At 61.4% G+C, this 25,112-nt stretch carries 18 protein-coding genes and 3 pseudogenes; 6 read left to right on the top strand and 15 right to left on the bottom strand.

Features of this window, described 5'->3' with window-relative positions; genetic code table 11:
* The first annotated feature begins 4 nt into the window (after positions 1-4).
* Positions 5-2,520, top strand: a pseudogene (locus AUK77_RS17320) (TRAP transporter permease).
* Positions 2,521-2,796: 276 nt separating this feature from the next.
* Here AUK77_RS17320 and AUK77_RS17315 read toward each other — a convergent pair.
* The 10 genes and pseudogenes from AUK77_RS17315 to AUK77_RS17270 all read right to left on the bottom strand — a co-directional run bounded on the left by AUK77_RS17315 (position 2,797) and on the right by AUK77_RS17270 (position 12,015).
* A complete protein-coding gene (locus AUK77_RS17315) occupies positions 2,797-3,732 on the bottom strand; it encodes an AEC family transporter (protein ID WP_296132209.1) in 936 nt (311 codons plus the stop codon).
* Between the two features lie 119 nt (positions 3,733-3,851).
* Positions 3,852-5,801, bottom strand: coding sequence for a DUF4105 domain-containing protein (locus AUK77_RS17310; RefSeq protein ID WP_296132206.1), 1,950 nt, complete (start codon positions 5,799-5,801; stop codon positions 3,852-3,854).
* A complete protein-coding gene (locus tag AUK77_RS17305) occupies positions 5,798-6,118 on the bottom strand; it encodes a DUF2388 domain-containing protein (RefSeq protein ID WP_296132205.1) in 321 nt (106 codons plus the stop codon). Before AUK77_RS17305 ends, AUK77_RS17310 begins: the two co-directional genes overlap by 4 nt.
* Positions 6,119-6,211: 93 nt before the next feature.
* Complete coding sequence (locus tag AUK77_RS17300) at positions 6,212-6,529, bottom strand: DUF2388 domain-containing protein (RefSeq protein ID WP_296132201.1); 318 nt, start codon at positions 6,527-6,529, stop codon at positions 6,212-6,214.
* Positions 6,530-6,601: 72 nt separating this feature from the next.
* Positions 6,602-6,712, bottom strand: a pseudogene (locus AUK77_RS17295) (hypothetical protein); the annotation flags it as partial.
* Between the two features lie 326 nt (positions 6,713-7,038).
* On the bottom strand, positions 7,039-7,254 hold the full coding sequence (locus tag AUK77_RS17290) for a DUF1127 domain-containing protein (protein WP_296132199.1): 216 nt from the start codon (positions 7,252-7,254) through the stop codon (positions 7,039-7,041).
* A gap of 516 nt (positions 7,255-7,770) precedes the next feature.
* Positions 7,771-9,207, bottom strand: coding sequence for an NAD(P)(+) transhydrogenase (Re/Si-specific) subunit beta (locus AUK77_RS17285; RefSeq protein WP_296132196.1), 1,437 nt, complete (start codon positions 9,205-9,207; stop codon positions 7,771-7,773).
* 1 nt (position 9,208) lies between these two features.
* Positions 9,209-9,526, bottom strand: coding sequence for an NAD(P) transhydrogenase subunit alpha (locus AUK77_RS17280; RefSeq protein ID WP_090378897.1), 318 nt, complete (start codon positions 9,524-9,526; stop codon positions 9,209-9,211).
* Between the two features lie 14 nt (positions 9,527-9,540).
* Positions 9,541-10,662, bottom strand: a complete 1,122-nt coding sequence (locus AUK77_RS17275; protein WP_296132194.1) for a Re/Si-specific NAD(P)(+) transhydrogenase subunit alpha — start codon at positions 10,660-10,662, stop codon at positions 9,541-9,543.
* Positions 10,663-11,109: 447 nt separating this feature from the next.
* On the bottom strand, positions 11,110-12,015 hold the full coding sequence (locus AUK77_RS17270; protein WP_296132191.1) for a LysR family transcriptional regulator: 906 nt from the start codon (positions 12,013-12,015) through the stop codon (positions 11,110-11,112).
* A 240-nt stretch (positions 12,016-12,255) separates the two neighbouring features.
* Between AUK77_RS17270 and AUK77_RS17265 the strand changes: the two genes are divergently transcribed.
* Together AUK77_RS17265 and AUK77_RS17260 are read left to right on the top strand one after the other, a co-directional pair.
* On the top strand, positions 12,256-13,437 hold the full coding sequence (locus AUK77_RS17265; RefSeq protein WP_296132190.1) for an acyl-CoA dehydrogenase: 1,182 nt from the start codon (positions 12,256-12,258) through the stop codon (positions 13,435-13,437).
* 130 nt (positions 13,438-13,567) lie between these two features.
* A complete protein-coding gene (locus AUK77_RS17260; RefSeq protein WP_296132187.1) occupies positions 13,568-14,791 on the top strand; it encodes a CaiB/BaiF CoA-transferase family protein in 1,224 nt (407 codons plus the stop codon).
* Here the strand turns inward: AUK77_RS17260 and AUK77_RS17255 are convergent.
* Together AUK77_RS17255 and hmpA are read right to left on the bottom strand one after the other, a co-directional pair.
* Positions 14,788-15,039: a transmembrane sensor/regulator PpyR gene (locus AUK77_RS17255; RefSeq protein WP_296132184.1), complete on the bottom strand. Its 252-nt coding sequence runs from the start codon at positions 15,037-15,039 to the stop codon at positions 14,788-14,790. The two genes, AUK77_RS17260 and AUK77_RS17255, sit on opposite strands and share 4 nt — an antisense overlap.
* Positions 15,040-15,061: 22 nt before the next feature.
* A complete protein-coding gene (hmpA, locus tag AUK77_RS17250; protein ID WP_296132182.1) occupies positions 15,062-16,243 on the bottom strand; it encodes an NO-inducible flavohemoprotein in 1,182 nt (393 codons plus the stop codon).
* A gap of 175 nt (positions 16,244-16,418) precedes the next feature.
* On the opposite strand from hmpA, the gene norR reads away from it, so the two are divergent.
* Positions 16,419-17,981 carry a nitric oxide reductase transcriptional regulator NorR gene (gene norR / locus AUK77_RS17245; RefSeq protein WP_296132179.1) on the top strand — a complete coding sequence of 521 codons (1,563 nt, stop codon included), beginning with the start codon at positions 16,419-16,421 and terminating at the stop codon, positions 17,979-17,981.
* Between the two features lie 186 nt (positions 17,982-18,167).
* Positions 18,168-19,403, top strand: a complete 1,236-nt coding sequence (locus AUK77_RS17240) for an HD-GYP domain-containing protein (RefSeq protein ID WP_296132177.1) — start codon at positions 18,168-18,170, stop codon at positions 19,401-19,403.
* An 82-nt stretch (positions 19,404-19,485) separates the two neighbouring features.
* Here the strand turns inward: AUK77_RS17240 and AUK77_RS17235 are convergent, their stop codons facing one another.
* The 3 genes from AUK77_RS17235 to dapF form a co-directional block, all read right to left on the bottom strand.
* On the bottom strand, positions 19,486-19,959 hold the full coding sequence (locus AUK77_RS17235; protein WP_296132174.1) for a hypothetical protein: 474 nt from the start codon (positions 19,957-19,959) through the stop codon (positions 19,486-19,488).
* Complete coding sequence (locus tag AUK77_RS17230; protein ID WP_296132171.1) at positions 19,956-22,763, bottom strand: M66 family metalloprotease; 2,808 nt, start codon at positions 22,761-22,763, stop codon at positions 19,956-19,958. Before AUK77_RS17230 ends, AUK77_RS17235 begins: the two co-directional genes overlap by 4 nt.
* Before the next feature lie 471 nt (positions 22,764-23,234).
* Positions 23,235-24,032, bottom strand: coding sequence for a diaminopimelate epimerase (gene dapF, locus AUK77_RS17225; protein WP_296132169.1), 798 nt, complete (start codon positions 24,030-24,032; stop codon positions 23,235-23,237).
* A 303-nt stretch (positions 24,033-24,335) separates the two neighbouring features.
* Here dapF and AUK77_RS18985 point away from each other — a divergent pair.
* A pseudogene (locus tag AUK77_RS18985) lies at positions 24,336-25,029 on the top strand (type 1 glutamine amidotransferase domain-containing protein).
* The last annotated feature ends 83 nt before the right edge of the window (positions 25,030-25,112 follow it).

Genomic DNA, 25,112 nt, shown 5'->3' with positions numbered 1-25,112 from the left:
ACCCATGCATGACAAACAACTCTCCACCGAAGAACTGATTACTCTGGATGCCGGTGCGCGCACCCCATTGGGGGCCATGGCGCATGGTGATCGCCGGCCTGGCCCTGCTTTGCTCGCTGTTTCAACTGTGGATTGCTTCGTCGCTGCCGTTTGTACTCGGCTTTGTTTGCCCTGCTGCTGGCGTTTCTCGCCTACCCGGCGTTTCGCACGTCACCGCGTGACCGCATACCGCTGCTGGACATCGCCCTTGGGCTGATCGCCGCGGCCAGCGCCGCGTACTTATTTATTTTCTATCAACAGCTCGCGCTGCGACCGGGCAGCCTGACCACAGCGGATCTGATCACCGCGTGTATCGGCATCCCGTTGCTGCTGGAGGCCACCCGCCGCGCGCTTGGCCCGCCACTGGCGATCATCGCCCTGCTGTTTCTGGTCTACAGCCTGGCCGGGCCTTATATGCCGGGGCTGCTGGCGCACCGTGGGGTGAGCTTCAATGCCATGGCTAACCATCAGTGGATCACCACCGAGGGCGTGTTCGGCATTGCCTTAGGCGTGTCCACCAGCTTCGTGTTTCTCTTCGTGCTATTCGGCGCGCTGCTCGAACGTGCAGGTGCAGGGCATTACTTTATTCAGCTGGCCTTCAGCATGCTCGGTCACTTCCGTGGCGGCCCGGCCAAGGCGGCGGTGGTGGCGTCGGGTTTGACCGGACTGATTTCCGGTTCATCGATTGCCAACGTAGTCACTACCGGCACCTTCACCATCCCGATGATGAAGCGCACCGGCTTCTCGGCAGAGAAGGCTGGCGCGGTGGAAGTGGCGTCGTCGGTCAACGGCCAGATCATGCCGCCAGTGATGGGCGCGGCGGCCTTTCTGATGGTCGAGTACATCGGCATGCCCTATGTCGAGATCATCAAGCATGCCTTCCTGCCCGCCGCGATTTCCTACATCGCACTGCTCTATATCGTCCATCTGGAGGCGCTTAAGCTCGGCCTGCAGCCGGTAGGCGGGCATCAGCCCAAGCCCTGGCTGCGCCGCCTGACCGGCTTTGCCTTTGGCGCGGCGCTGATTAGCGGCCTGTCGCTGGCGGTGTATTACGGTCTTGGCTGGCTCAAACCGGCGCTGGGTGATTACGCCCTGCCGGGGATTGGCGCGCTGCTGGCGCTGGTTTACCTGGGCCTGCTGAAGATCGCCGCCAGCGTGCCGGTGCTGCCTGCCGAAGATCCAGACGCGCCGCTCGACAAACTGCCGCAAACCCGTGCCGTGCTGCTCTCTGGCCTGCACTTTTTGTTGCCGGTGGTGGTGCTGGTCTGGTGCCTGATGATCGAGCGTCTGTCCCCCGGCCTGTCGGCTTTCTGGGGCAGCGTGATGCTGGTGATCATCCTGCTCACCCAGCGCCCTTTGCTGACTTGGCTACGTACCGACGGCACCCATGCTCACGGCTCGTTTATGGACGGCGTGATTGACCTGCGTGAAGGCCTAATTGCCGGCGCGCGCAATATGATCGGCATCGGCATTGCCACGGCGGCGGCGGGCATCATCGTCGGTGCGGTGTCGCAAACCGGGGTTGGCCTGGTGCTGGCCGATCTGGTTGAGATGCTGTCGATGGGCAACCTGCTGCTGATGCTGGTGCTCACCGCGATCTTCAGCCTGGTGCTGGGCATGGGCTTGCCGACCACTGCCAATTACATCGTGGTGTCCAGCCTGCTGGTGCCGGTGATCGTTACCCTCGGCCAGCAGAACGGCCTGATCGTGCCGCTGATCGCGGTGCACCTGTTCGTCTTCTACTTCGGCATCATGGCCGACGTGACGCCGCCGGTGGGTTTGGCCTCGTTCGCGGCGGCGGCGGTGTCCAAGGGTGATCCGATCAAAACCGGTGTGCAGGCGTTCTACTACAGCCTGCGCACGGCTGCGCTGCCGTTCCTGTTTATCTTCAACACCGACCTGCTGCTGATCGACGTGGACTTCTGGCACGGCGTGCTGATCTTCATTGTGGCGACCCTCGCCATGCTGATTTTCGCTGCGGGCACCCAGGGCTATTTCCTGGTGCGCAGCCGTTGGTACGAAAGCGTGCTGCTGTTGCTGGTGGCCTTCACCCTGTTCCGCCCAGGTTTCTGGATGGACATCGTGCACGACCCCTACCGCGACATGGCCCCTGCCGAGCTAGTGCAAGCGCTGGGCGACGTCGAAGTCGGCAGCCAATTGCGCCTGCGCGTGCTGGGTGAAAACGACGTGGGCGACCCGCGTGAATTCAGCCTGCTGCTGCCGGTGCCAGAGGGCGCGAGTGGTGAAGAGCGCCTGGAGAAACTGGGCCTGATGACCTACGCAGAAGGCGATAAGGTTCTGGTCGACAGCGTCACCTTCGCCAGCCCAGCCGCCGAAGCCGGCCTGGAATTCGACCAGCAAATCCTCAGCGTCCGCGCCCCCACCGACCGTTGGACCAAGGAGCTGATGTGGATCCCTGGCCTGCTGCTGTTTGCGCTGGTGGTCTGGCTGCAGCGTCGGCGACGTCAGTTGGAAGCCTAGCGACGGTTGTAGGATCGTGTTCAATAGCAAAGGCAGCTTCGGCTGCCTTTGTTGTTTTTGGGTTTTAGTTTCAAGGCGTGCTGGATGTCGCACCTCGGCCCGGCCACCCGTTCTGTCCTTGCCTTTGCATTATCTCCAGCCATTCAAGCACGCCGTTGACTTCAGTGGGTTCGTTTGGGCAGTGTTCGCGGATGGCTGGGACCTGCTGAGCGCCGCGGGTGCAGGAGATAGTCATTGTTTTTTGCGGGTGGCTTTCGGCCACCCGTAGGCCAATATTCAAGGCAGTACGGCAAGCAACAGCGGCAAACTGATCGCCGCAAGCAGGGTTTGCAGGGTGATGATGCCGGCCATCAGCTGGCTGTCACCGCCCAGTTGGCGCGTCAGCACGTAAGCAGTCGGGGCGGTGGGCAGGGCGAAAAACAGCACCAGTACGCTGGTTTCCATCGCCGGGAGTTGCAGGGCGTAGGCCACCGCCCAGGCCAGCACCGGCATGGCACACAGGCGCAAGAGGCTGTTGCTGGCCAGTGCCGGGGCTTCGCCGCTCAGTTGCTCAGGCTTGAGTGCTGCGCCTACGCACAAGAGGCCCAGCGGCAGGCTTGCGGCGGCCAGTAAACCGAGTAAACGTTCACTGCCGCCCGGCAGGCCAAGCCCGCTGAGGTTAACCAGCGCACCGCCGAGGCAGGCGAGAATCAGTGGGTTTTTCGCAATCGGCAGCAACAGGCTGCGCACACTCACGCCGCGCTCGGCCGTCAGCGACCACACCGACAACACATTCACGGTGGGCACCATTAACGCCAGCATCAACGCAGCTAAGGTCAGCCCTGCTTGGCCAAACAGGCTGCCGACAGCCGCCAAGCCCAGGTAGGTGTTAAACCGCAGCGCGCCCTGCGTGAACGCACCAAAGCGCCCGGCCGGCCAGCCACGCAGTCGGCGCAGCACCAGCAGCGCCAGCCAGGCCAAGCCCAACGCCAGCATCACGGCCAAGGCCAGACGCGGCAGGGCCGGATTGTCCAGTGGCGCGCTGGCCAGGCTGCTGAACAACAGCGCTGGGAACAGGATGAAGTAGTTCAGGCGTTCGGCACCGGGCCAGAATGCGTCATTGGGGAATGCCCAGCGGCGCAGGTAAAACCCGCCCACGATCAGCGCAAACAATGGCCACAAGGCCAACAGCAACTCCAGCACAGCCACCTCCGCGCGCATATGAGCGGCCATCTTGAGCAGCCACGTAGAGCGATGCAAGGCGGCTGTCGGGATTGCGCACGTCGTGGCCGGAAGGAGTGAAGCTGAACCACTCCGCAGTCTTGATAAGCGCCGCTTTGCGCTAGCGCTGGTTAAGGCAGCTGCAAACCGCCACTGGCTTTATGCAGGGCGCGCACATGCTCGCCCAGTTGTTTGAGGTTGGCTTCGCTGGCGTTCAATTCGGCCAAGCGCGACGGAGCCAGTAAGGTGCGCACTTCCTTGTCCAGTGCGTCGCTGAGTAGAAGCAGGTGCTCTTGGCGCGCCTGGCTCTGGCGTTCCAGCTGTTGCCATTCGCCGGGTTGCGGCAGGCCGTAACCACCGTTGAGCAATTCCGCCGGGCGGCTGAGAAAGCCGCTGTTGGCGAGGATCTGTTGCAGCGCGCCGTCGGCCGTGTGCAGTGCCGGGTCGTGTTCGGTGCGGTTGCTCAGGTAACGGTGTTTGAGTTCATCCTGAGCCAATAGCAGTTGCCGGCGCAGCGCCGCTTGCTCCAGCAACAGCAAGGCGGCGCTGGTGCGCAAATCCGCTGGGGCAAACCAGGGCCGGCGCTGCTCGGCGGCGAGGTTCAGCCAGTCTTCAACTTTGCGCTGCGGCACGGCCAGGTGTTCGCGCAGCACGCTGAACATGGCGTGATAGCGGTCACGGAACGAGTCGAAGCGATAGCCCAGGCGCAGGGCTTCTGCCTCGTTGTCGAGCACGCGGCGGTCAGCCAGATCACGTGCATACAGGCTGTCCAGCAGGCCGATCGGGGTGAGGCTGTCGAGTGCCTGTAACCGTGGGTGCTGCGTGCCACTGCGCAGTAGCTTGAGGGTTTCCACGGCGCAGTTATTGGAGACAAACCAGTAGTCACCGTCGTAGCTCCAGTGCTGCTCCATGGCGCGCGTGACCAGTTGCTCCAGCTGTGGGCGATTCAGCTTGAGCGGCACCGAGGCCAGGCTGCGCAGTTCGGCTTTGGTGTATTCCTCGATCACTTGCTGCAGCGGCAGGACAAACAGGCGTGAGGGGTAGGAGCCGGTCAGGCCGCGCCAACTGGACAGCTGCACGTCATCGACAAAGGCGCGGTACGACAACACCAGGTGCGCTTGCAGGTCGAGGCGACAGTCCGGCCCGAGCGGTCGGCCAGGCGCGCAGATGACCAGGCGCAGCATGCTGTGGCCCCAGCGGCTGGCCAGTTCGTTATTGGCCTCGGCGAGCAGGTAATCAACCTGATACACCCGCGCCGGATCGATGCGTCCCACGGGTTGGCGGCTGAAATCACGCCCGGCATTCAGGTACGCCAGCTCATCGCTGCAGGTGGACGTTGCGGGTGACCAGGCGAAATGCTCGCGCAGGTAGCGCGCCAGCGAAGGCCGCCTGCAGGCGTAGCTGGGGTCGAGCAGAAAGTACTCCATGTTCACCGCGATGAATTCGCGCGGGTTGCTCAGCTCGTAGCTGTCCGGGCTGCGCGCGACCTGATGATTGGCCTGCGCGCGCACACCCCGCCGGGCCACGCGCTGCGGCCAGCCGGCCAGATCGAGCAGCACAGGGTCGTCACTGAGGGTGAAGCGTCGCGCGGTTTGCCCACGGCACTGTTCGGGCAGCCCGACCAGGCCAAGGGTTTGTGCATGCCGGTGGCACTGTTGCAGCAGGTGCTTGTTGGCGGGCGACCAGAGTTGGGCGCGGTCATACAGGTGGGTGATTTCGTGCAGCAGGGTGGCCAGCAATTCGCGGCGCTGGTTGCCGTGCGTGCGTGACGTCTGGATGTGTGCGCTGCGCCCCTCACTCAGCGCGGGCAGCAAGGCCGCATTGAGTTCGATACCGCTCCAGCGGCCCGCGCGGCCATAGACCTCCGCCGGCAGCTGGCGCCAACGCACGCTGACGGTGCGGCCCAGTCGTTGTTTGAGCGACGGTGGAAGGGCGTTGAGGGCTTCGTCTAACAGCTGCTGGCTGGCCACGTGTTCGCTGCGGCTCAGCCCATCATCGAGCAGGTTCAGGCGCAGTTCGGCTTGGCTGCCGAAGCTGACCAGCAGGGTCAGCCACAGCCAGCCGATGCGGCGTCCAATCACAGCGCCAGGATGGCTTCAGCCAGCACCAGGTCGGAGGCGTTTTGCGCTTCGGGCAGGTGGCGACGCAGGGTGTCGATGGCCGCTTCCAGTTGCACGCCACGGATTTGTCCCTGGCTGGCGACGAAGCTGGCCGCATCGTCACGGGCGGCCTGCACCACTTTCATGTCGCGAATCGAGGTGGTGGTGTCTGAGGTGAAATCCAGAGTGCGATCCAGTGCCCGCACAATGATATTGCTGGTAGCAACAGCCGTTTGGGCCTGAGCTGTGGCACCGAGCAGCGTAAGGATACCCACAGCAGCAAATTGTACAGGGCGCATAAAAACCTCCGGGTAGCGGCCAATTCAGGGATGAACAGGGTGGCATTCTACCAAGCCGACGGGCACACCGGCTCGGCTAAAACGCTGCGCTGATCACAGGCTGAGGATGGCGCTTGCCAGTTGCAGGTCGTCACCCTGGAGGGCAGGCACCTGCTGACGAATGTGCGCGAAGGCCGCCTCCAGTTGCACGCCGCGAATCTGCCCCTCGCTGGCGACAAAAGCTGCCGCATCATCACGGGCGTCCAGCACCACTTTGTTGTCGCGCAGAGACGAGGTGGCGTCAGATGAACTCTGCGCAACCTCACTCAGCGCGCCGACCAGGGTGTCCGTGGTGGCAACCAGGCTACTGGCCGAGGCAGCAGCGCTGAACATGAGCAAGCCAGTCAGGCTAAGCAGGCGGAAGATTGGCATGGATGAACTCCTGGATCTGAGGGGTTAAGGCTGAATAGACCCTCTTGGCTGCCAATGGTTGCCGAGCTGGGGCTAACGCCAAAAGGGTTTTGCCAGTTCGGCCTGCCGCTGCGCTTCGCTGATGCCGGTATCGGCCAACTGGCGACTGTCCAGGCGGGCCAGTTGCTGAGCGTGGCGTAAGCGCGCAGGTACAGCGGGCATTCTAGCGGGGTCGATGAGGCGGGCTGAGGTTTAAGCGTACGGTCCATGGCGCATTCCTTGTCAAAGACGGGAGAAGGCAGCCAATGGTGCGCGGTGTCAGCCTGGCTTGGCAGAGACAGCATCCGACTATTGTTATGGCTCAGTTGCAGGTTTCGCATAACTGTACCGCTCCTGCATGCGCCTCACTGTGCAGATTCGCGGTGGCTGAGCGGTAAAGCCCCAGACAAAAAGAAGGCCCCAACACGCGGGGTGCTGGAGCCTTTAAGAATCCCGATAAGGGAGGAGCAGAAATCGGTGTGGTGCAGGCGTTAACGCCAGAACGGCTTGCTTAATTCGTTTTGACGCTGCGCTTCGCTGATGCCGGCATCGGCCAGCAGGCGGGCGTCTAGGCGTGCAAGCTGGCTGCGGCTAACGATGCGGCGCTGCCAAAGCATGAGGGTGGAAAACATACGCAGCGGCATAGCGCTGGAGCCGGTGGATTGGCTGTGATCAAAAAACAGGTCGGAACTGAGGGTACGTTCCATGATGGTCATCCTTCCGCTTGTGGCGGGTCAGTGGTGTGTTGCGATGGGGGAATTATGCAGCGCATACCCATGGCGCTGTAGCCACAGCTGAATTGAATTGCAGAGCTAATAGATAGGTTGCTTTGTAACTGTGCTGTATTTTATTGAATTAACTGTACGGCTTATAAGTGAATGGCGCTGTTTTGAACGATAAAGCAGGTAAAGCGACTGCTTTATATCTATTCATCAGTGATTAGCTATAGGTACAGTTGCATATTTCACTGATGTTACAGCTGACCTGTTTTTCAGATTTTTAGCGGCTGGCTGATCTTTCCTGATCGAGTGGGCAATAAAAGTCACCGGCACAATTTGCTTGGCCAAATGCCCATGGCGGGTTGCAAGAGCGGCATGCCGATAAGGCGTTGAGTGGGCTTTCGCAGGGCCTAACGTGAGCCATGGCAGGCACGCTCCGTTCAGGGTCGCGCCCACAAAAAAGCCCGGCGCGAAGGCCGGGCTCTTGCAACGCTGCGGCGCGTGTTACTCCACCGCTTTAACCATGTCTTCGATGACTTTCTTGGCGTCGCCGAAGACCATCATGGTCTTGTCCATGTAGAACAGTTCGTTGTCCAGGCCGGCGTAGCCGCTGGCCATCGAGCGCTTGTTGACGATCACGGTTTTGGCCTTGTAGGCGTCCAGAATTGGCATGCCGGCGATCGGCGACTTCGGATCGGTCTTCGCGGCCGGGTTGACCACGTCGTTCGCGCCCAGCACCAGCACCACGTCGGCTTGGCCGAACTCGGAGTTGATGTCGTCCATCTCGAACACTTGCTCGTAAGGCACTTCGGCCTCAGCCAGCAATACGTTCATGTGGCCTGGCATACGGCCGGCAACCGGGTGGATCGCGTACTTCACGGTCACGCCACGGTGGGTCAGCTTCTCAGCCAGTTCCATCAGTGCGTGCTGGGCACGGGCCACAGCCAGGCCGTAACCCGGAACGATGATCACGGTGTCGGCGTTGGTCAGCAGGAAGGCCGCGTCGTCGCTCGAACCGGATTTCACCGGGCGGGCTTCTTGAGCACCGGCCGGGCCAGCAGCTTCAGTCGCGCCACCGAAACCACCGAGGATCACGTTGAAGAACGAACGGTTCATCGCCTTGCACATGATGTACGAGAGGATCGCACCGCTCGAACCCACCAGCGAACCGGCGATGATCAGCATCGAGTTGTTCAGCGAGAAGCCGATACCGGCCGCCGCCCAACCCGAGTAGCTGTTGAGCATCGACACCACCACGGGCATGTCAGCACCACCAATCGGGATGATGATCAGCACGCCAATGATGAAGGCCAGCACGGTCAGCGCGGCGAAGGCACGTACATCACCGGTGAAGCTGTAGTAGACGCCCAGGCCGAGAATGGCCAGACCAAACACCAGGTTCAGCATGTGCTGACCTTTGAACTGCACAGGTGCGCCTTGGAACAGGCGGAACTTGTACTTGCCCGACAGCTTGCCGAAGGCGATCACCGAACCGGAGAAGGTGATGGCACCGATGGCCGAACCGAGGAACAGCTCAACACGGTTGGCCACCGGAATGGCATCACCCAGAGCGGCGACAATGCCCAGCGATTGCGGCTCAACCACCGCAGCAATGGCGATAAACACCGCAGCCAGGCCGATCATGCTGTGCATGAAGGCGACCAGTTCTGGCATTTTGGTCATTTCAACGCGCTTGGCCATTACGGTGCCGACAGTGCCGCCGATCAGCAGGCCGACAATCACGTAACCGATACCGGCGGTGGCAAGTTCAGCGCCGAGCTTGTAGATCAGGCCAACGGTGGTGAGGACGGCAAGGCCCATACCAATCATGCCGAACAGGTTACCGCGACGCGACGTAGTCGGGTGCGACAAGCCTTTAAGCGCCTGGATAAAGCAGATCGAGGCGACGAGGTAGAGAACAGTGATCAGGTTCATGCTCATCTCAGTGCTTCTCCACTGCAGCGGCTTTCGGCGCTTTCTTCTTGAACATTTCCAGCATGCGTCGGGTGACCAGGAAGCCACCGAAGACGTTTACTGCGGCCAGGGCTACGGCCAGGGTGCCCATGGTTTTACCCAGCGGGGTCACGGTCAGCGCGGCGGCCAGCATGGCACCGACGATGACAATGGCGGAAATGGCGTTGGTTACGGCCATCAGTGGGGTGTGCAGGGCCGGTGTAACGTTCCACACCACGTGGTAGCCCACGTAAATGGCCAGCACGAAGATGATCAGGTTGTAGATACCGTCAGAAATCATATCCATCGGTGATGCTCCCCTTAGCCGTTAGTGCGCACGACGTTGCCATCGCGGCACATCAGGCACGCGCTAACGATGTCGTCTTCAAGGTTGAGGTGGAACTTGCCTTCGCCGTCGATAACCAGCTTGAGGAAGTCCAGCAGATTGCGTGCATACAGTGCCGAAGCATCGGCTGGCACCATGGCCGCCAGATTGCTGTGGCCAACGATGGTCACGCCATGCTTGATCACCACCTGTTCGGCTTCGGTCAGCGGGCAGTTGCCGCCTTGCGCAGCGGCGAGGTCGATGACTACTGAGCCCGGCTTCATTTCGGCAACGGTGGCCTCGTGCAGCAGGGTCGGTGCCTTGCGGCCCGGAATCAGTGCGGTGGTGATGACGATGTCAGCCTGCTTGGCTTTTTCGTGCACCGCCTTGGCCTGACGCTCCATCCACGAAGCCGGCATCGGCCGAGCGTAACCGCCCACACCTTGTGCACACTCGCGCTCTTCGTCGGTCTCGAACGGCACATCAACGAACTTGGCACCGAGCGATTCGATCTGCTCTTTAACCGCAGGGCGCACATCGGACGCTTCGATCACCGCACCCAGGCGCTTGGCCGTGGCGATGGCCTGCAGACCGGCCACACCGGCACCGAGAATCAGCACACGTGCCGCTTTTACCGTACCGGCAGCGGTCATCAGCATCGGCATAAAGCGCGGATAGTGATTGGCCGCGAGCATCACGGCTTTGTAGCCGGCGATGTTGGCTTGCGAGCTGAGTACGTCCAGGCTCTGCGCGCGGGAGGTACGCGGGGCGGCCTCCAGAGCGAAAGCGGTGACGCCGCGAGCGTTGATGCGCGCGATGGTCTCGTTGCTGAACGGGTTGAGCATGCCAACCAGCACTGCGCCGGTTTTCATGTGGGCCAGTTCGGCTTCGGTTGGGGCGACTACTTTGAGCACCAAATCGGCACCAAAAGCAGCGGCATCATTACCGATAGCGGCGCCAACGGCTTCATAGGCACTGTCCGGAATGCTGGCGCTGACGCCGGCACCGGTTTGCACTGTCACCTGATGGCCCTGGCCGATCAGCTTCTTGATGGTTTCGGGAGTCGCGGCAACGCGCGTCTCACCGGCATGGGTTTCGAGAGGAACACCGATGTGCACTTCAATTCTCCTGCGTGATCTTTTTAGTGAACCGGCGCACTGCGGATGGCACGCGGGCAAGGGGGAGGATCAGCACAATCCCGATCAAAAATGGCGGGCGCGGCATTTTGCAGGCGAACGTCAGCCCATTCAAGAAGTTATGGAGTTAGAAAATTGCATTACTACAAGTTATAGGCCTATGACTACTTTTCATACCGCGCGCAGGCCCCGTGGTTTCTGGCTTAAACCACCAATGACGGCGCTTTGAGGGGGTAAATGTCATACGCGAGCTGGATGACCGTTGATCGAATCCTTTGATGTGTGGAATGTAACGCACAGTCCGTAAAAAATAGCCTTCAGGCCAGTGGCTGCAAGGCTTTGAGGGGCTTTTACGTCGGTTAAACGTGTAGTTGCACTTTGTCTTCACTACCTAAGCGCTTTTCAACCATATGGCTGGCCGGGCAGGGCTTAGGCCGGTTGTTGGCGGTACTGCGCGGCCTCAGTCACTAACCAATCGCGAAAGGCATTCAGCGCTGCCGACTCGGATTTACGCTCCGGCACAATCAGGTAATAGGCCCTGTCGTCATCCGTCAGTGCCTGATCGAGCGCCACCACCAGCTGGCCTTCGGCCAGTTCCCGGCGGATCAGAAATGGCGGGATCAGTGCCACGCCCATCTCATGGATCGCCGCTTGGGCCAACATGGAAAACAGCTCGTAGCGCGGACCTGCCATGTCGCGCGGGGTGTTCAGCCCTTGCGCGCTGAACCACTGCTGCCAGGCGTAGGGGCGGGTGGTTTGCTGCAACAGCGGCAGTTGAGCGATTTGCTCAGCACTTAATTGCGCTTGGCCGTTCAGCAAGGCCGGGCTGCACACCGGCATGGGGTTTTCGCCCATCAGCAGGTGTGCGCGAGTGCCGGACCAATCGCCATCACCGAAGTACACCGCCGCATCGAACGCGGTGTCGGCAAACAGAAAGGGCCGCGTGCGGTTGGTCAGGTTGACGGTGATTTCCGGGTGCAGGCGTTGAAAGTCTTTCAAGCGCGGCAACAGCCACTGCGTACCAAAGGTCGGCACCACCGCCAGTTCGATGCTCATCGCACCCTGCTGACCCATTACCGCCAGGGTGTCACGCTCCACCGCATCGAGCTGCCCGGCCACCCGCTTGGCATACGACTGCCCGGCCTCGGTGAGCAGCACGCCACGGCGTGAGCGGCGAAACAGTTCGACATTAAGGAAGGCCTCCAGCGCGGCGATCTGCCGGCACACCGCGCCCTGGGTCAGGCTGAGCTCCTGCGCCGCTTTGGTAAAACTCTGGTGACGGGCGGCGGACTCGAAGGCGATCAAGGCTGCGGTGCTGGGGATTTTGCGGCGCATCTGTGCGTAACCCTCACATTTTTAAAGGAAATAGGCCGACTAAACCTATCTTGAAGTGAGCTTATCGCACAACAGCTTGCGTATTACTCGTTTGCCGACCCGACATAAGCCGCCTAGGATCACTCCAATGGTTTCTTGTGTAGGAGCGAGCTTGCTCGCGATACCTCTGATCGCCAACAACGATTAGGTGTCCCTTGGCTCCTACAAATCTCCCCCGCATTTCGACCGAGGATTGTGCATATGGCTGGCAAGGCAAGCTTCAACTGGATCGACCCGCTGTTGCTGGATCAGCAACTGACCGAAGAAGAGCGCATGGTGCGTGACAGCGCCCAGCAGTTCGCCGCCGACAAGCTGGCCCCACGTGTGCTCGAAGCCTTCCGCCATGAACAGACCGACCCGAAGATTTTCCGCGAGATGGGCGACACCGGCCTGCTCGGCGCCACCATCCCCGCCGAATACGGCGGCAGCGGCCTGAACTACGTGTGTTACGGCCTGATCGCCCGTGAAGTTGAGCGCATCGACTCCGGCTACCGCTCGATGATGAGCGTGCAGTCGTCGCTGGTGATGGTCCCTATCTACGAATTCGGCAACGAAGCGACCAAGCAAAAGTACCTGCCCAAACTGGCCAGCGGCGAATACATCGGCTGCTTCGGCCTGACTGAGCCGGATCACGGCTCCGACCCTGGCTCGATGATCACCCGTGCGAAAAAGGTCGACGGCGGCTACCGCCTGACCGGCGCGAAGATGTGGATCACCAACAGCCCAATCGCCGATGTGTTTGTGGTTTGGGCCAAAGACGATGCCGGCGAGATTCGCGGCTTTGTGCTGGAAAAAGGCTGGCAGGGCCTAAGCACCCCGGCGATTCACGGCAAGGTTGGCCTGCGTGCGTCGATCACCGGTGAAATCGTCATGGACAACGTGTTCTGCCCGGAAGAAAACGCCTTCCCTGACGTGCGCGGTCTGAAAGGCCCGTTCACCTGCCTCAACTCCGCCCGTTACGGCATCAGCTGGGGCGCGCTGGGTGCGGCCGAGTTCTGCTGGCACACCGCGCGTCAGTACACCCTCGACCGCAAACAGTTCGGCCGCCCGCTGGCGCAAACCCAGCTGATCCAGAAGAAACTCGCCGACATGCAGACCGAGATCACCATGGCCCTGCAAGGCTGTCTGCGCCTTGGCCGGATGAAGGACGAAGGCACCGCTGCGGTGGAAATCACCTCGATGATGAAGCGCAACAGCTGCGGCAAGTCCCTGGACATCGCGCGCATGGCCCGCGACATGCTCGGCGGCAACGGCATCAGCGACGAGTACGGCGTCGCTCGCCACCTGGTCAACCTGGAAGTGGTCAACACCTACGAAGGCACCCATGACGTCCACGCGCTGATCCTTGGCCGCGCGCAGACTGGCCTGCAGGCTTTTTTCTAAACAGCAGCGCCAAACTGCAAGACCGTAGGATGGGTTGAGCGCAGCGATACCCATCAGATCGCCCGATGGGTTACGCCGCTTCGCGGCTAACCCATCCTACGTCCTACGTTTCTCTCCCACGAGGTTCCCCATGCCCGGCGCCCTATCCCATATCCGCGTACTCGACCTGTCCCGCGTACTCGCAGGCCCCTGGGCCGGGCAGATTCTCGGTGACCTCGGTGCCGAGGTGATCAAGGTCGAGCGCCCCGGTTCAGGTGATGACACCCGCCACTGGGGTCCGCCCTATGTGAAAGATGCCAACGGCAATGACTCGCGTGAGGCGGCTTACTTCCAAAGCGCCAACCGCAACAAACAATCGCTGACGCTGGATTTCACCCAGCCTGAAGGCCAGCGTTTGGTGCGCGAGCTGGTGCAGAGCTGCGATGTGCTGCTGGAGAACTTCAAGGTCGGCGGCCTGGCGGCTTACGGCCTCGACTACGCATCGTTGAAAGCGATTAATCCACGGCTGATTTATTGCTCAATCACCGGCTTTGGCCAGGACGGTCCTTACGCCAAACGTGCCGGTTACGACTTTATGATTCAGGGCCTCGGCGGGCTGATGAGCCTGACCGGTAAGCCCGATGGCGAAGACGGGGCTGGGCCGATGAAAGTCGGCGTCGCCCTCACCGATATTCTCACCGGCCTGTATGCCACGGTCGGCGTGTTGGCCGCGCTCAATCAGCGCGAACAATCCGGCCTCGGCCAGCATATCGACGTGGCCTTGCTCGACGTGCAGGTGGCTTGCCTGGCCAATCAGGCGATGAATTACCTCAACACCGGCGTCTCGCCCAAGCGCTTGGGCAACGCTCATCCGAATATCGTGCCCTATCAGGATTTCCCCTCGGCCGATGGCAACTTCATCATCGCCGTGGGCAACGACGGGCAGTTCCGCAAGCTGTGTGAGGTCGCCGGCCTGTCGGCGTTGGCCGATGATCCTCGCTTTGCCAGCAATAAGGCGCGCGTGGCGCATCGCAGCGAACTGATACCGCTGCTGCGTCAGGCCACAGTGTTTAAAACCACCGCCGAATGGGTGACGCTGCTGGAAACTGCCGGCGTGCCCTGCGGGCCGATCAACGACCTGGCGCAGGTGTTTGCCGACCCCCAAGTGCAAGCGCGCGGCCTGCGACTCGACCTGCCCAATAGCTTGGGCAGTACCACCCCTCAAGTCGCCAGCCCGCTGCGTTTGTCCGAGACGCCGGTGACCTACCGCAATGCACCCCCGCTGCTCGGCGAACACACCGAGCAGGTACTGAGCCGCTACCTCAACCTGAGTGCCGAGCAGATCGCTGCGCTGCGTGAGGCTGGCGTGCTCTAAGCCGCTGCAGCGCACGCCATCGGTGCCCGCTGCTGCAGTTGCGCTGCCAGGCGCAGCACGTAACCCAGCTTGAGCAGGCTTGGCCCAATCAGAGTTAGCGCATGGGCGAGCACCAGGCTGCGGATGCTCAAGTGAGCCTCCAGGCCATACGCGCCGATTAAGCCGATCAGTAACAGCAACACACCGCCCAGCAGCATGCGGTTAGCCAGTTGCAGTGCCCGCGATGGGCAGGTGAGTGATGCCAACATCATGACCCCCTAAAACGGTTGATTAACTGTCCAGTGCGCTGGCCGGGCCAAAGAACTCGTAATGGCTCTGCGCCGCGGGTACGCCGAGTTGCTGCAGATGCCGTTTGACCTGCGCCATAAACGGCTTCGGCCCCAGAAAGTAAGCGTCCAGATCACGTTGCTCAGGCAGCCATTGCGCCAACTGCTCGATGCTGAGCAAACCTTCAGCGTCGGCTTGATCGCCTGCGCGCGGCTCGCTGTAGCACACGTAATGGCGCACCTGCGGGTGTGCGGCGCGCTGTGCCTCGACCCAGTCGCGGAAGGCGTGCACACCGGCGTGGCGCGCGCAGTGGATAAAGTGAATATCGCGACCCGTGTTGCGCGCCGCTTCCAGCATGCTCAGTGCCGGGGTGATGCCCACGCCGGCGGTGATCAGCACCAGCGGCTTGATTGACTCGCGCAGTACGAAATTACCCGCCGGGGCAAACAGCTCCAGGCTGTCGCCGATCTGCAACTGGTCATGCAGGTAATTGGACACCTGGCCGCCCGCTTCGCGTTTGACGCTGATGCGGTATTCACGGCCATTGCCGAGGGCTGAAAGCGAGTAGTTGCGCCGTTGCTCTGTGCCCTCAATCAGCAGGCGCAAGCCGATGTACTGGCCCGGTTGAAACGCTACCAGCGCACCGCCATCGGCCGGGGTCAGGTACAGCGAAACAATCTCTTCGCTTTCCTGCACCTTGCGACTCAGGTGGAAGCGCCGTGCACCACGCCAGCCACCTTCGGCCGTGGCGTTTGCTGCATACGCGGCCTCTTCAGCGCCAATCAGGATGTCCGCCAGTTGCCCGTAGGCCGCTGCCCAGGCCTCGATCACTTCATCGGTGGCAATCTCCGCGCCCAGCACTTCACGAATCGCCCGCAGCAGGCAGCTGCCAACAATCGGGTAATGTTCGGGAAGGATTTGCAGCGACACATGCTTGTTGACGATCTGGCTGACCAGCGGCCCCAGTGCCTCCAGTTTGTCGATATGCCGGGCGTACATCAGCACGGCATTGGCCAGGGCGCGTTGCTGGCCGCCGCTCGCTTGATGCGCCTGATTGAACAGCGCGCGCACCTCGGGGTATTCGCTGAGCATCAGTTGGTAGAAATGCCGGGTCAGGGCTTCGCCGCCCTGCTCCAGCAGGGGCACGGTGGCTTTGATCAGGGCGGTGTGGGGAGCGGTCAACATACAGGCTTCCTCGTCAGGTTGACGTGCTGCACTTGCGCAGCGCGTGGGTTCGTATCACCCTGATCAGTACAGAAAGCGTGCCAATAAAATTATCTATATAAATCAATTGTTTAATAAGTTACGTGTCTTTTAGACAGCGTATTAAGCGAGTCTTAATGACTGCTAGTGTGTCGATATGACTGCAAATCCATTGCTCACGGCGCTGATCCCGCTGGTGGCTGATCTGTCCCGCGAGTTGCCGCAGACCGAGCGTTATCGGCGTTTATTGCAAGCGTTGCGGCAACTGCTGCCGTGCGATGCGGTGGCTTTATTGCGGCTGGAGGGCGAGGTGCTGGTGCCGTTGGCGGTTGAGGGCTTGAGCGCTGACACCCTCGGCCGACGCTTCAAACTGAGCGAGCACCCGCGCCTGCAGGCCCTGCTTGCGCAACGCGGGCCGACGCGCTTTGCCACCGACTGTGAAATGCCCGACCCCTATGACGGCCTGGTCGACGGCCATCGCGGTCACCTGCCCGTGCACGACTGCCTCGGTTGCCCGCTATATGTGCAGGATCAACCCTGGGGTTTGCTGACCCTCGACTCGCTCGACCCGGCAAGCTTCGGTCGCGTCGACCTGGACAATCTGCAAGCGTTCGCCAGCCTGGCCGCCGCCACTGTGATGGCCAGCGAACGGATCAACAGCTTGCAGCAGCGTGCCGAGGACGAGCACCAATTGGCCGAGGTTTACAAGCAGGTCGCTGGGCAGCAGCGCACACGGGAGTTGATCGGGCAAAGTGCCGCGCACAAAGCTTTGTTGGCGGAGATCGCCCTGGTCGGCAACAGCGAGCTGAACGTGCTGATCAGCGGCGAAACCGGGGTGGGTAAAGAGCTGGTGGCTGAAGCCCTGCATGCCGCTTCGCCGCGTTCGATGCGGCCGTTGATCAGTCTCAACTGCGCGGCGCTGCCCGATAACCTGGTGGAAAGCGAGTTGTTCGGCCATGTGCGCGGCGCATTTACGGGCGCGCACAACGAGCGGCGCGGCAAGTTTGAACTGGCCGATGGCGGCAGCCTTTTTCTTGATGAGATCGGCGAGTTGCCGCTGGCGGCGCAAGCCAAGCTGCTGCGCGTGCTGCAAAGCGGCCAGTTGCAGCGCGTCGGTGCCGACCGCGAGCAGCGGGTGAATGTGCGCGTGCTGGCGGCCACCAACCGAGACTTGGCCGAGGAGGTGCGCGCTGGGCGTTTTCGCGCCGATCTTTACCATCGTCTCAGTGTTTATCCGCTGAAGGTGCCGGCGCTGCGTGAGCGTGGCCGTGATGCCTTGCTCTTGGCGGGGTTCTTTCTTGAGCAAAACCGTGCGCGTCTGGGCTTGCGCAATGTGCGCCTGACCGGCGCCGCACAAAGCAGCCTGCTGGCTTATGACTGGCCAGGCAACGTGCGTGAACTGGAACATTTAATTGGCCGCGCCGCGCTCAAGGCCTTGGCCGGTAGCAGTGAGCGGCCACGTATTTTGAGCATCGACAGCGCCCATCTGGATCTGCCGGTCGTCTTGTCCGGGCCTGTGCAAGTCGCCCACGTCGCCGCAGCGGATGCAGCAAACCCCGTCCCGCTGCGCGATGCCGTGGATGCCTATCAAAAGCAGCTGATCAGCCAGTGCCTCAATCGTCATCATTTCGCTTGGGCTGCGGCGGCGCGTGAGCTGGGTATTGATCGCGCCAATCTGATGCGTCTGGCCAAGCGTTTGGGCGTGTGCAAGCCGGTCTAAGAGGCGGGTGCGCGCTCCGTCGATCTTGGTCTGCAGCGTGGCGCGCGGCTGGCTATGCTCAGAATGTTAAGCCGCGCTGCAGCTGCGATGGCGGCGGCAGTGCCGCGATAGGCAAAAGCAATTTGCTGATCACGGCGCGGCAATAGCTAATAGCCACCTTTTGACCGCTCCCTGCGGAGAGCCTGCATGGCCGACAACACCCCCACTGACCGTATCAAAGTCGAAGCTGCGCAGCTCAGCATCGGCATGTATGTGGTGGAACTGGATCGCCCATGGACGGACACCAGCTTTCTCTTTCAAGGTTTTCGTATTCGTCAGCAGCAGGAAATCCGCCTGTTGCAAGAGGTGTGCAACTACGTCTGGGTTGATGCCAAGCGCTCGGTGGGCGTAGCCCAGCAGGCCAAGGAAAATCTCGCGCAACCTGCCAGGCTGGAAGCCGAGATTGCCAAGGTCGATTTCAGCCAGGAAATCAATCAGGCATCACCCGTGTGGCATGCCGCGCGTGAGGAGTCATTGCGCATTTTGCAGGCCGTGAAAATGGGCCAGGAGTTGGATGTCGCGGCGGTCAAGGCCGTGGTCAAGGAGTGCGTCGAGAGTATTTTGCGCAACCCGGTGGCCATGCTCTGGCTGGCGCGTATCAAGAACAGCGATGACTACACCGCCGAGCATTCGCTGCGTGTGTCCATTCTTTCCATTGCCTTGGGTAAAGAGTTGGGCCTGCCGGAGTATCAGCTGGAGCATGTTGGCGTGTGCGGCATGTTGCATGACGTGGGCAAGATCAAAGTGCCCAGCGAAATCCTCAACAAGCCCGGCGCGCTGACACCTGATGAGTACCGCATCATGCAGAGCCACGCTGCCGAAGGGCGCAAGCTGCTGATGAGCAACCAGCAGATCACCGCCGCCACGGTGGACGTGGCCTATTCGCACCATGAACGCCTGGACGGCAAGGGTTATCCGCGCGGGCTGGTGGCCAGCAAGATTCCTTACTTTGCCAAGATCATTGCCGTGGCCGACAGCTACGACGCCATCAACAGTGACCGCATTTACAGCAAGGGCAAGTCCAGCCTGGAGTCGTTACGCGTGTTGTTTGATGCAGCCAGCACGCAGTTTGATGAAGAAATTGTCGGCTGTTTTATTCGCATGATTGGCATTTACCCGCCGGGGGAAATTGTCGAGCTGAGCAATGGTGAGGTTGGCATCATCATCGGCTGTGCGCCGGGCAGCAAACTCAAGCCCAAAGTGCTCTGCGTGTTGAATGCCGAGAAGCAGCCCTGCAAGGAGCGCATCATCGACCTGGCCAATGGCGCGCGCGACGACAAGGGCACCCTCTACCGCATCCGCGAGGTGCACAACAGCGGGGCTTTCGGTGTGGATATTGAAGCCTATCGGCAAAAAGGCCTGATTATCCCGGCCAATCTTTAAGGCCTTCCCGCCCTAATCGCCACTGCCTGACGGGCCGGTTGGCGTTGAGTGCAGCGCAGCCGAGCAGGTGGCTTGGCCAACATCAGGGGCACATGCCCACTGTCATCAACTCATCCAAGGGAACCCCGCCGGCCATCAACTGCTGGCAGTTCGCCGAGGGCGCGAATGTGGCTTTGCTCTCTTGTGCAGGCTGAGCGGCAGCACTCTGTTGCACGCCGCCACTCAGGCGCAAAAACGCCCGCTGCTGGCCGCGCTGTAGCCAGACGCCATCGTTCTCGATGCTTGCCAGACGAATGCCATCGCGCAACAGCGCCCCACGCTCGACGCGCTGGTTCTGGCTAGGCGGGATGTTCAGTAGGGCCCAACCGCTGCCGCCGGGTTGGCGAAATAGGCCGTGCAAGCGCCAGTCGTCCAAGCCTTTTAAGGGCTGGGCGGCTGGCAGAGTCAGCGGCGTGCCGGCGGCCAAGGCGCTAAGCGGTAATTGCACCGCAGCTGTCGGCAATGCACTGCATAACCCGAGCAGTGCAATCAGCAGGCGACCCTGTGCCGTGATCATTCACCGGCCTTGTCGCGCCCTTGCGCGAACTGCACAAAGTTCACCACGTTGCGCGCCTTGAGCAGTGGCAGCAGGGCGTTATCTGAAAGGCTCAGACCTAGCCACTGCTGGTTTCCTCCGCCGTGGCAGCCATACATGATCAGCTTGCCAGTGGTAGAGCCGCCTGCCAGGTCGATGCAACGGTTGCCGTTTTTCAACAGCGGCAGGGCATCCAAGTTCCAGATTTGCGCATCGCGGGTGGCGTCACACTCGCTCAGGCTGACATCGTTGCTGGCCGTCAGGCACAGGTTGGGCTGTGCCAGGCTGCGGATGCGCCCGCTGGCATCGGTCAGCCAGGTGTCCTCGGCGCTGTCCGTGCACTGCGCCTTGGCCGCCACGTAAGCGCTCCAGCGACCTTCAGTGAGTGCCGTGCGCACGCAGTCGCCGTTGTTACGGGTGAAGCGCTGGGCGGCCGGCAGCAGCGGGCGCTGAGTGAATTGCAGGGTGGTCAGCAGGCTATCGAGGGCGCTGGCTGCGGCGCTGTTGCTGGCCAGACGTGATCCATAGGCATCGAGCCAGCGGTTCAGGCGCAGGGCGCTTTCTTCCTGTTTTTTGAGGCGTTGAATAACCTGTTGCGCGCTTGCCGAGAGGCCGTCGGCGTGGTCGGCGTAGCTGTCATAGAGCAGGCGCGCTTCGCCGGAGAGAGTCAGCACCGGCTGTGCAGCAATGGCCTCCAGTGCTGCTTGCAACTTCGGCCGCTCTTCACGGTAAAGCGCTTGGAAGCGTTCTTCACGGCCCACCACCACCGGTGCCGGCATGGCGGGCAGATCTTGCGCGAAGGCCAGGTTGGCCAGTTCGACTGGGCTGTCTGCGGCGCTCTCGCGGCATTGCAGGCTTGCCGTAAGTGGCCGTTCGGCCTGGGCCAGGTTGATGTGCAGTTTGTTGGCATTGCTATCCATGCGCTGCGCGGCCACGGCGATACGCTGGCGTGCGCCGCCGACAAAATCCACCTGCACCCAGCATTGCTTGCTGGTCGCGCTATCGTCTGGCGCGGGCAGGTTGTAGACCTGGCCCCAGTTCCCGCGCAGGGCGGGGTAGAGCACCGCTGTGTTGTTCACCGGGTCATAGCCGCCGAGCAGGGTGAACACCGGCACCGCAAACAGGCGCGGCCTCAGATAATTACCGTCGGCGCTGTTGTACCAAACCTGATTTGAGGTCGGCACCCTCGGCTGCGCCACTTCCAATTTCAGGCTGGTGCTGTCCCATTGGCGGTAGCCGGTGGGTGAGTCAGCGGCCCATACCGCACGGTTGAGGCGCGGTTGAATCCAGTTTTTAGTGCTGTAGCCGGTGTAATGCGTGTAGCTGGACAGCGCGCTGGTGAAGTCGCCGCCCGACATGGCGTCGGGGGCAAAAGCATAGGCCTCGTTAAACACCGGCGTGCCGGCCATGGCCGCTGATTTATCACGCGCCCACAGCAGGTTGGCGCGCATGCGCTTGCGGTAGGCGATGTAACCCCAGCCACTGTCGTAATGGTGCACGGCCCAGAAGTAGTTGCCGTTGACCTCGCCCGGATAGTGATCGATGCCGTAGTGGTGGCCGATCTCGTGGCTGAACTCGTTGCCCACGGCGTTGTACAGCGTAAGGATGCCGTTGCCGCCGCTCAGGCCGTGGGTTTGTCGCCCGTTGCTGTACATGCCCGCGGCATGGTGAATGACCGCCGATTGCGTGAGTTGAGGTTGCTGCTGGCTGATCATGCCGGCGCTGGTGATGCCCCAGTTGGCCAGGTTGATGCCGGTACTGAAGGTGGATTTGGTCGTGTTTTCGCGCATGTCGCCGCTGTAAACGCCGCCTTCACCCGCACTGGCGGTGTCGTAGATCACGCCGCTGCCGACCATCACCCGGTCCAGTTGAACGTCCTCGTATTGGCTAACCACCAGGCGAGAAATCGGCACGGTTTGGAAATATTCGGTGGCTGCTTGAGCGGGTCGGTTAAGCATCCAGTGCGCATCGCTGACCGGTGGTTCGGTGAGCATGCCGACGCGGATTGACTGCACCACCAACTCGGCTGGTGCGGCAAAGTCGAAGCCTGCGGCCGCGCGTTCGCCACGCCTTCCGCGCTCATCGATTACCTGCAGGCGCATGCCCGGCTTGACCCAGTCCCACGGCAATACCGCCGACCAGGCGCGGCGCGAATAGACCACATCCGGGCGTGCATCCGTGCCGGTACGGTCGGCGCGCGGCAGATCATCGGGCGGGCTGAGCAGCAACTCGCCTTTGAGCTCTGCGTCCAACGTGACTTGCACGCGCAATTGCTGCGGCATCTGCGTGGTGGGCACGGGCGTCACCAGCAGCAGCGCTTCGCGCTCACTGGTCAGGCGCGGCATGTTGTTCGCTTCGTTGCCCTGCGGGTTGACCGAATGGCTCTGCACAAACTGCAGCATGGCAGCCAGATCGCCGCTCAGGTCATTGCGCACCGGGCGCGGTTCGCCGCTGGCCGTGATATCAAAAAAGCCCAGCGCATTGACTTCATCGAGCACGGCGGCCGTTGGCTCGGGAAAGCTGTCGTTCTCCGTGGGCGGCGTCACGGGTGGCACGACCGGCACCGTGGGCGGCACAACGACGGGCGGCTCTGGCTCAGGCTCTGGCTCGCTGGGCGGTTGCACGGGCGGTGCGACTGGCGGCGTTACTACAGGTGGTTCGGTAACCGGTGGGCGCGGCTCTGGGCTGGCACCGCCACCGCTGCTGCCACCGCCTCCTCCTCCACCTAGATCCAGGCATCCGCTCAACATCAGGAGCGAGAGCCACAACAGGCTTACACGGAGCATGTTCTTTTACCTTTTTTTATTGGTTGGGTAACCCAGAGCGGCAGTGGCGCGGGCGTGCAGCCGTGCGCCGCAAACGAAGCGGTAAAGCGACGTGTTGCGCCGTGAGTTAGCGAGGCAAGGCGGGCTGAGCGAAGGTGGCGTGCGGCTAGCAAGAGAGCCTGCGGCATCGCAATGAGCGGCGACAGGCAACAAGCTCGCCACGCCGCGAAATGCATCTGAACTAGGCGAACCATACGCGTCACTCACAATCGGATTCGCGCGTCCGTGCTCAGCATTTGCATCCACTGCGGGGTCGGTCCTGAATAGGAACCGACCCAAGAAAGTCGGCGAGCATAGTGAAAGATGCAAAAACAGTCAGTGCTGTTATTCAGGGCTGTGATAACACGCACAGATTTAGGGCAAAGGCTGCACAGCGCTGTTTAGGCCCGAGCAATGCCGTTGCGGATCAATCTGGCATGCTTACAGGGGCCGCTAGGCAAGGCACTCGTCATCCAGCCAATAGCGTCCGACCTTGCCCACCGGCCCTTGCATCTGTACCTGGTAATCGCTGTCCAACTCGATGGCGATCACGCCGCCCGGCATCTGCACTTCAACCTGTGCATCCATCAGGCCCAGCTGGTGCGCAACCGCTGCGGCGGCGCAACTGCTGGTGCCCGACGACAGCGTATAACCCACGCCCCGTTCCCAGATGTACACCTCAATTTGCTGGCGGTTGAGCACCCGCACAAACTGCACATTGGTGCGTTCAGGGAACGCCGGGAGCCTTTCGATAAGCGGCCCAAGCCGCCTGGCCAATGCCTGCGTCGGCTGAGCGACAAGCACCACGCAATGCGGGTTGCCCATCGACACAGCATGCAACTCCAGCGCCTCGCCCTCGATAACGACCTTGGGTTCAGCCAGCGTCAGAAAGCGCGCGCGGCCCATGGCAATGGACACTCGAGTGCCTTGATCGAGCACTTGGCAGTCGACCACGCCGCCTTTAGTGGTCACCCGAAAAGGCGCCTGCGAGACCACGCCCTGATCCCACAGATACCGACAAAGGATGCGCAGGCCATTACCGCTCTTCTCGGCCTGTGAACCATCGGTGTTGTAGATCGCGACTGACAGGGTTTTATCGGCACCGATCAAGGGCACCAAGATGCCATCGCTGCCCAGGCCGCGATGGCGGTCGCAGATCCTGACAATGTCTTGTGGGCTAAACGCAAAAGGCTCAGCGGCCTGGTAAACGAGGTAGTCGTTGCCAGCGGCCTGGTATTTGACGAACTGCATAAGGCGATCTCCACGCGCATGTATGACGCCAACTCTAGCCTGCGTTGGCGTCACTCATGCTCGCGTTTAGATAAAGATTTTCTTTGTGTTGTGAACACATTATCTCGTTTGTCGGTCACTCCGAATAAACCCAGAATCTCCACCAAGTCGAAGGCTGCAGCGATCTTAAAGGTCTCAGCGAACCTCGAATGCCTAATGCAGTAAATAGGTTTTCTTGTGCGCTCCGCCAGCTTCGACTCAAGGGACAAACAGGCCTTTCGCCACTGCCCTCAACGTCGTTCTCAACTCGATAGGAGATTCACCATGAGCTACATCAACCAACAGAAGCGCATCCTCCTCGTTATGTCCTCGCTGGATGAGATGGGCACCAGCGGCAAGCAGACCGGCACCTGGTTCCATGAACTGGCCGCGCCTTACTACATCCTGACCGAGGCCGGTTACGAAGTGGTCTTCGCCTCGCCAACCGGCGGCGAAGCGCCCATCGACCTGCTGAGCATGAAAGCGCCGTTCACCACCGAATACACCGAGCGCTTCCTCGCTGACCCAGTTGCGCTGTTCGCTGCCAAGCACACCCGCAAGCTGCGCAACATCGACTACAGCGGTTTTGATGCGGTGTTCTTCCCAGGTGGTTACGGCCTGCTGTGGGACCTGGCGTCCGACTCCCACGTGATCAAACTGATCCGTGATTTCTACGGCCATGGTCTGCCATGCACCGGCCATCCTGCGTGACGTGAAGAAGAGCGACGGCGAGTACCTGGTTAAGGGCCTCAAAGTCACTGGCTTCAAGAACGATGAAGACACCGAAGTCGAGTTGCTGCACCACCTGCTGTTCTCCCTCGAAAACGAACTGAAGGGTCGTGGTGCTCACTACAGCAGCATCGCCAACTGGCAGCCGCACGTGGTGGTCGATGGCGCACTGATGTCTGGCCAGAGCCCGGCCTCAGCAGTGCCACTGGCTGAAGCGTTGAGTGTGCGTTTGAAGGGCCTGAATTCATAGAATAAGTGCAACGCTTGAAACGATAGGCAGAGGGCCAGCCACCGGTAGAATCCAGGCTCTCACACCAAAGGATTCAAGCGCAG

Source organism: Pseudomonas sp. Ga0074129 (assembly GCA_001465025.1).
Classification (GTDB): Bacteria; Pseudomonadota; Gammaproteobacteria; order Pseudomonadales; family Pseudomonadaceae; genus Aquipseudomonas.
This window is presented reverse-complemented; position numbering and strand designations above follow the sequence as displayed.

Bases quoted from the DNA above. Each gene is read 5' to 3' on its own strand.
- AUK77_RS17315 (WP_296132209.1), bottom strand. From the start codon at position 3,732: ATGGCCGCTCATATGCGCGCGGAGGTGGCTGTGCTGGAGTTGCTGTTG.
- AUK77_RS17305 (WP_296132205.1), bottom strand. From the start codon at position 6,118: ATGCGCCCTGTACAATTTGCTGCTGTGGGTATCCTTACGCTGCTCGGT.
- AUK77_RS17300 (WP_296132201.1), bottom strand. From the start codon at position 6,529: ATGCCAATCTTCCGCCTGCTTAGCCTGACTGGCTTGCTCATGTTCAGC.
- AUK77_RS17290 (WP_296132199.1), bottom strand. From the start codon at position 7,254: ATGGAACGTACCCTCAGTTCCGACCTGTTTTTTGATCACAGCCAATCC.
- AUK77_RS17285 (WP_296132196.1), bottom strand. From the start codon at position 9,207: ATGAGCATGAACCTGATCACTGTTCTCTACCTCGTCGCCTCGATCTGC.
- AUK77_RS17280 (WP_090378897.1), bottom strand. From the start codon at position 9,526: ATGGATATGATTTCTGACGGTATCTACAACCTGATCATCTTCGTGCTG.
- AUK77_RS17270 (WP_296132191.1), bottom strand. From the start codon at position 12,015: ATGCGCCGCAAAATCCCCAGCACCGCAGCCTTGATCGCCTTCGAGTCC.
- AUK77_RS17265 (WP_296132190.1), top strand. From the start codon at position 12,256: ATGGCTGGCAAGGCAAGCTTCAACTGGATCGACCCGCTGTTGCTGGAT.
- AUK77_RS17260 (WP_296132187.1), top strand. From the start codon at position 13,568: ATGCCCGGCGCCCTATCCCATATCCGCGTACTCGACCTGTCCCGCGTA.
- AUK77_RS17255 (WP_296132184.1), bottom strand. From the start codon at position 15,039: ATGTTGGCATCACTCACCTGCCCATCGCGGGCACTGCAACTGGCTAAC.
- hmpA (WP_296132182.1), bottom strand. From the start codon at position 16,243: ATGTTGACCGCTCCCCACACCGCCCTGATCAAAGCCACCGTGCCCCTG.
- norR (WP_296132179.1), top strand. From the start codon at position 16,419: ATGACTGCAAATCCATTGCTCACGGCGCTGATCCCGCTGGTGGCTGAT.
- AUK77_RS17240 (WP_296132177.1), top strand. From the start codon at position 18,168: ATGGCCGACAACACCCCCACTGACCGTATCAAAGTCGAAGCTGCGCAG.
- AUK77_RS17235 (WP_296132174.1), bottom strand. From the start codon at position 19,959: ATGATCACGGCACAGGGTCGCCTGCTGATTGCACTGCTCGGGTTATGC.
- AUK77_RS17230 (WP_296132171.1), bottom strand. From the start codon at position 22,763: ATGCTCCGTGTAAGCCTGTTGTGGCTCTCGCTCCTGATGTTGAGCGGA.
- dapF (WP_296132169.1), bottom strand. From the start codon at position 24,032: ATGCAGTTCGTCAAATACCAGGCCGCTGGCAACGACTACCTCGTTTAC.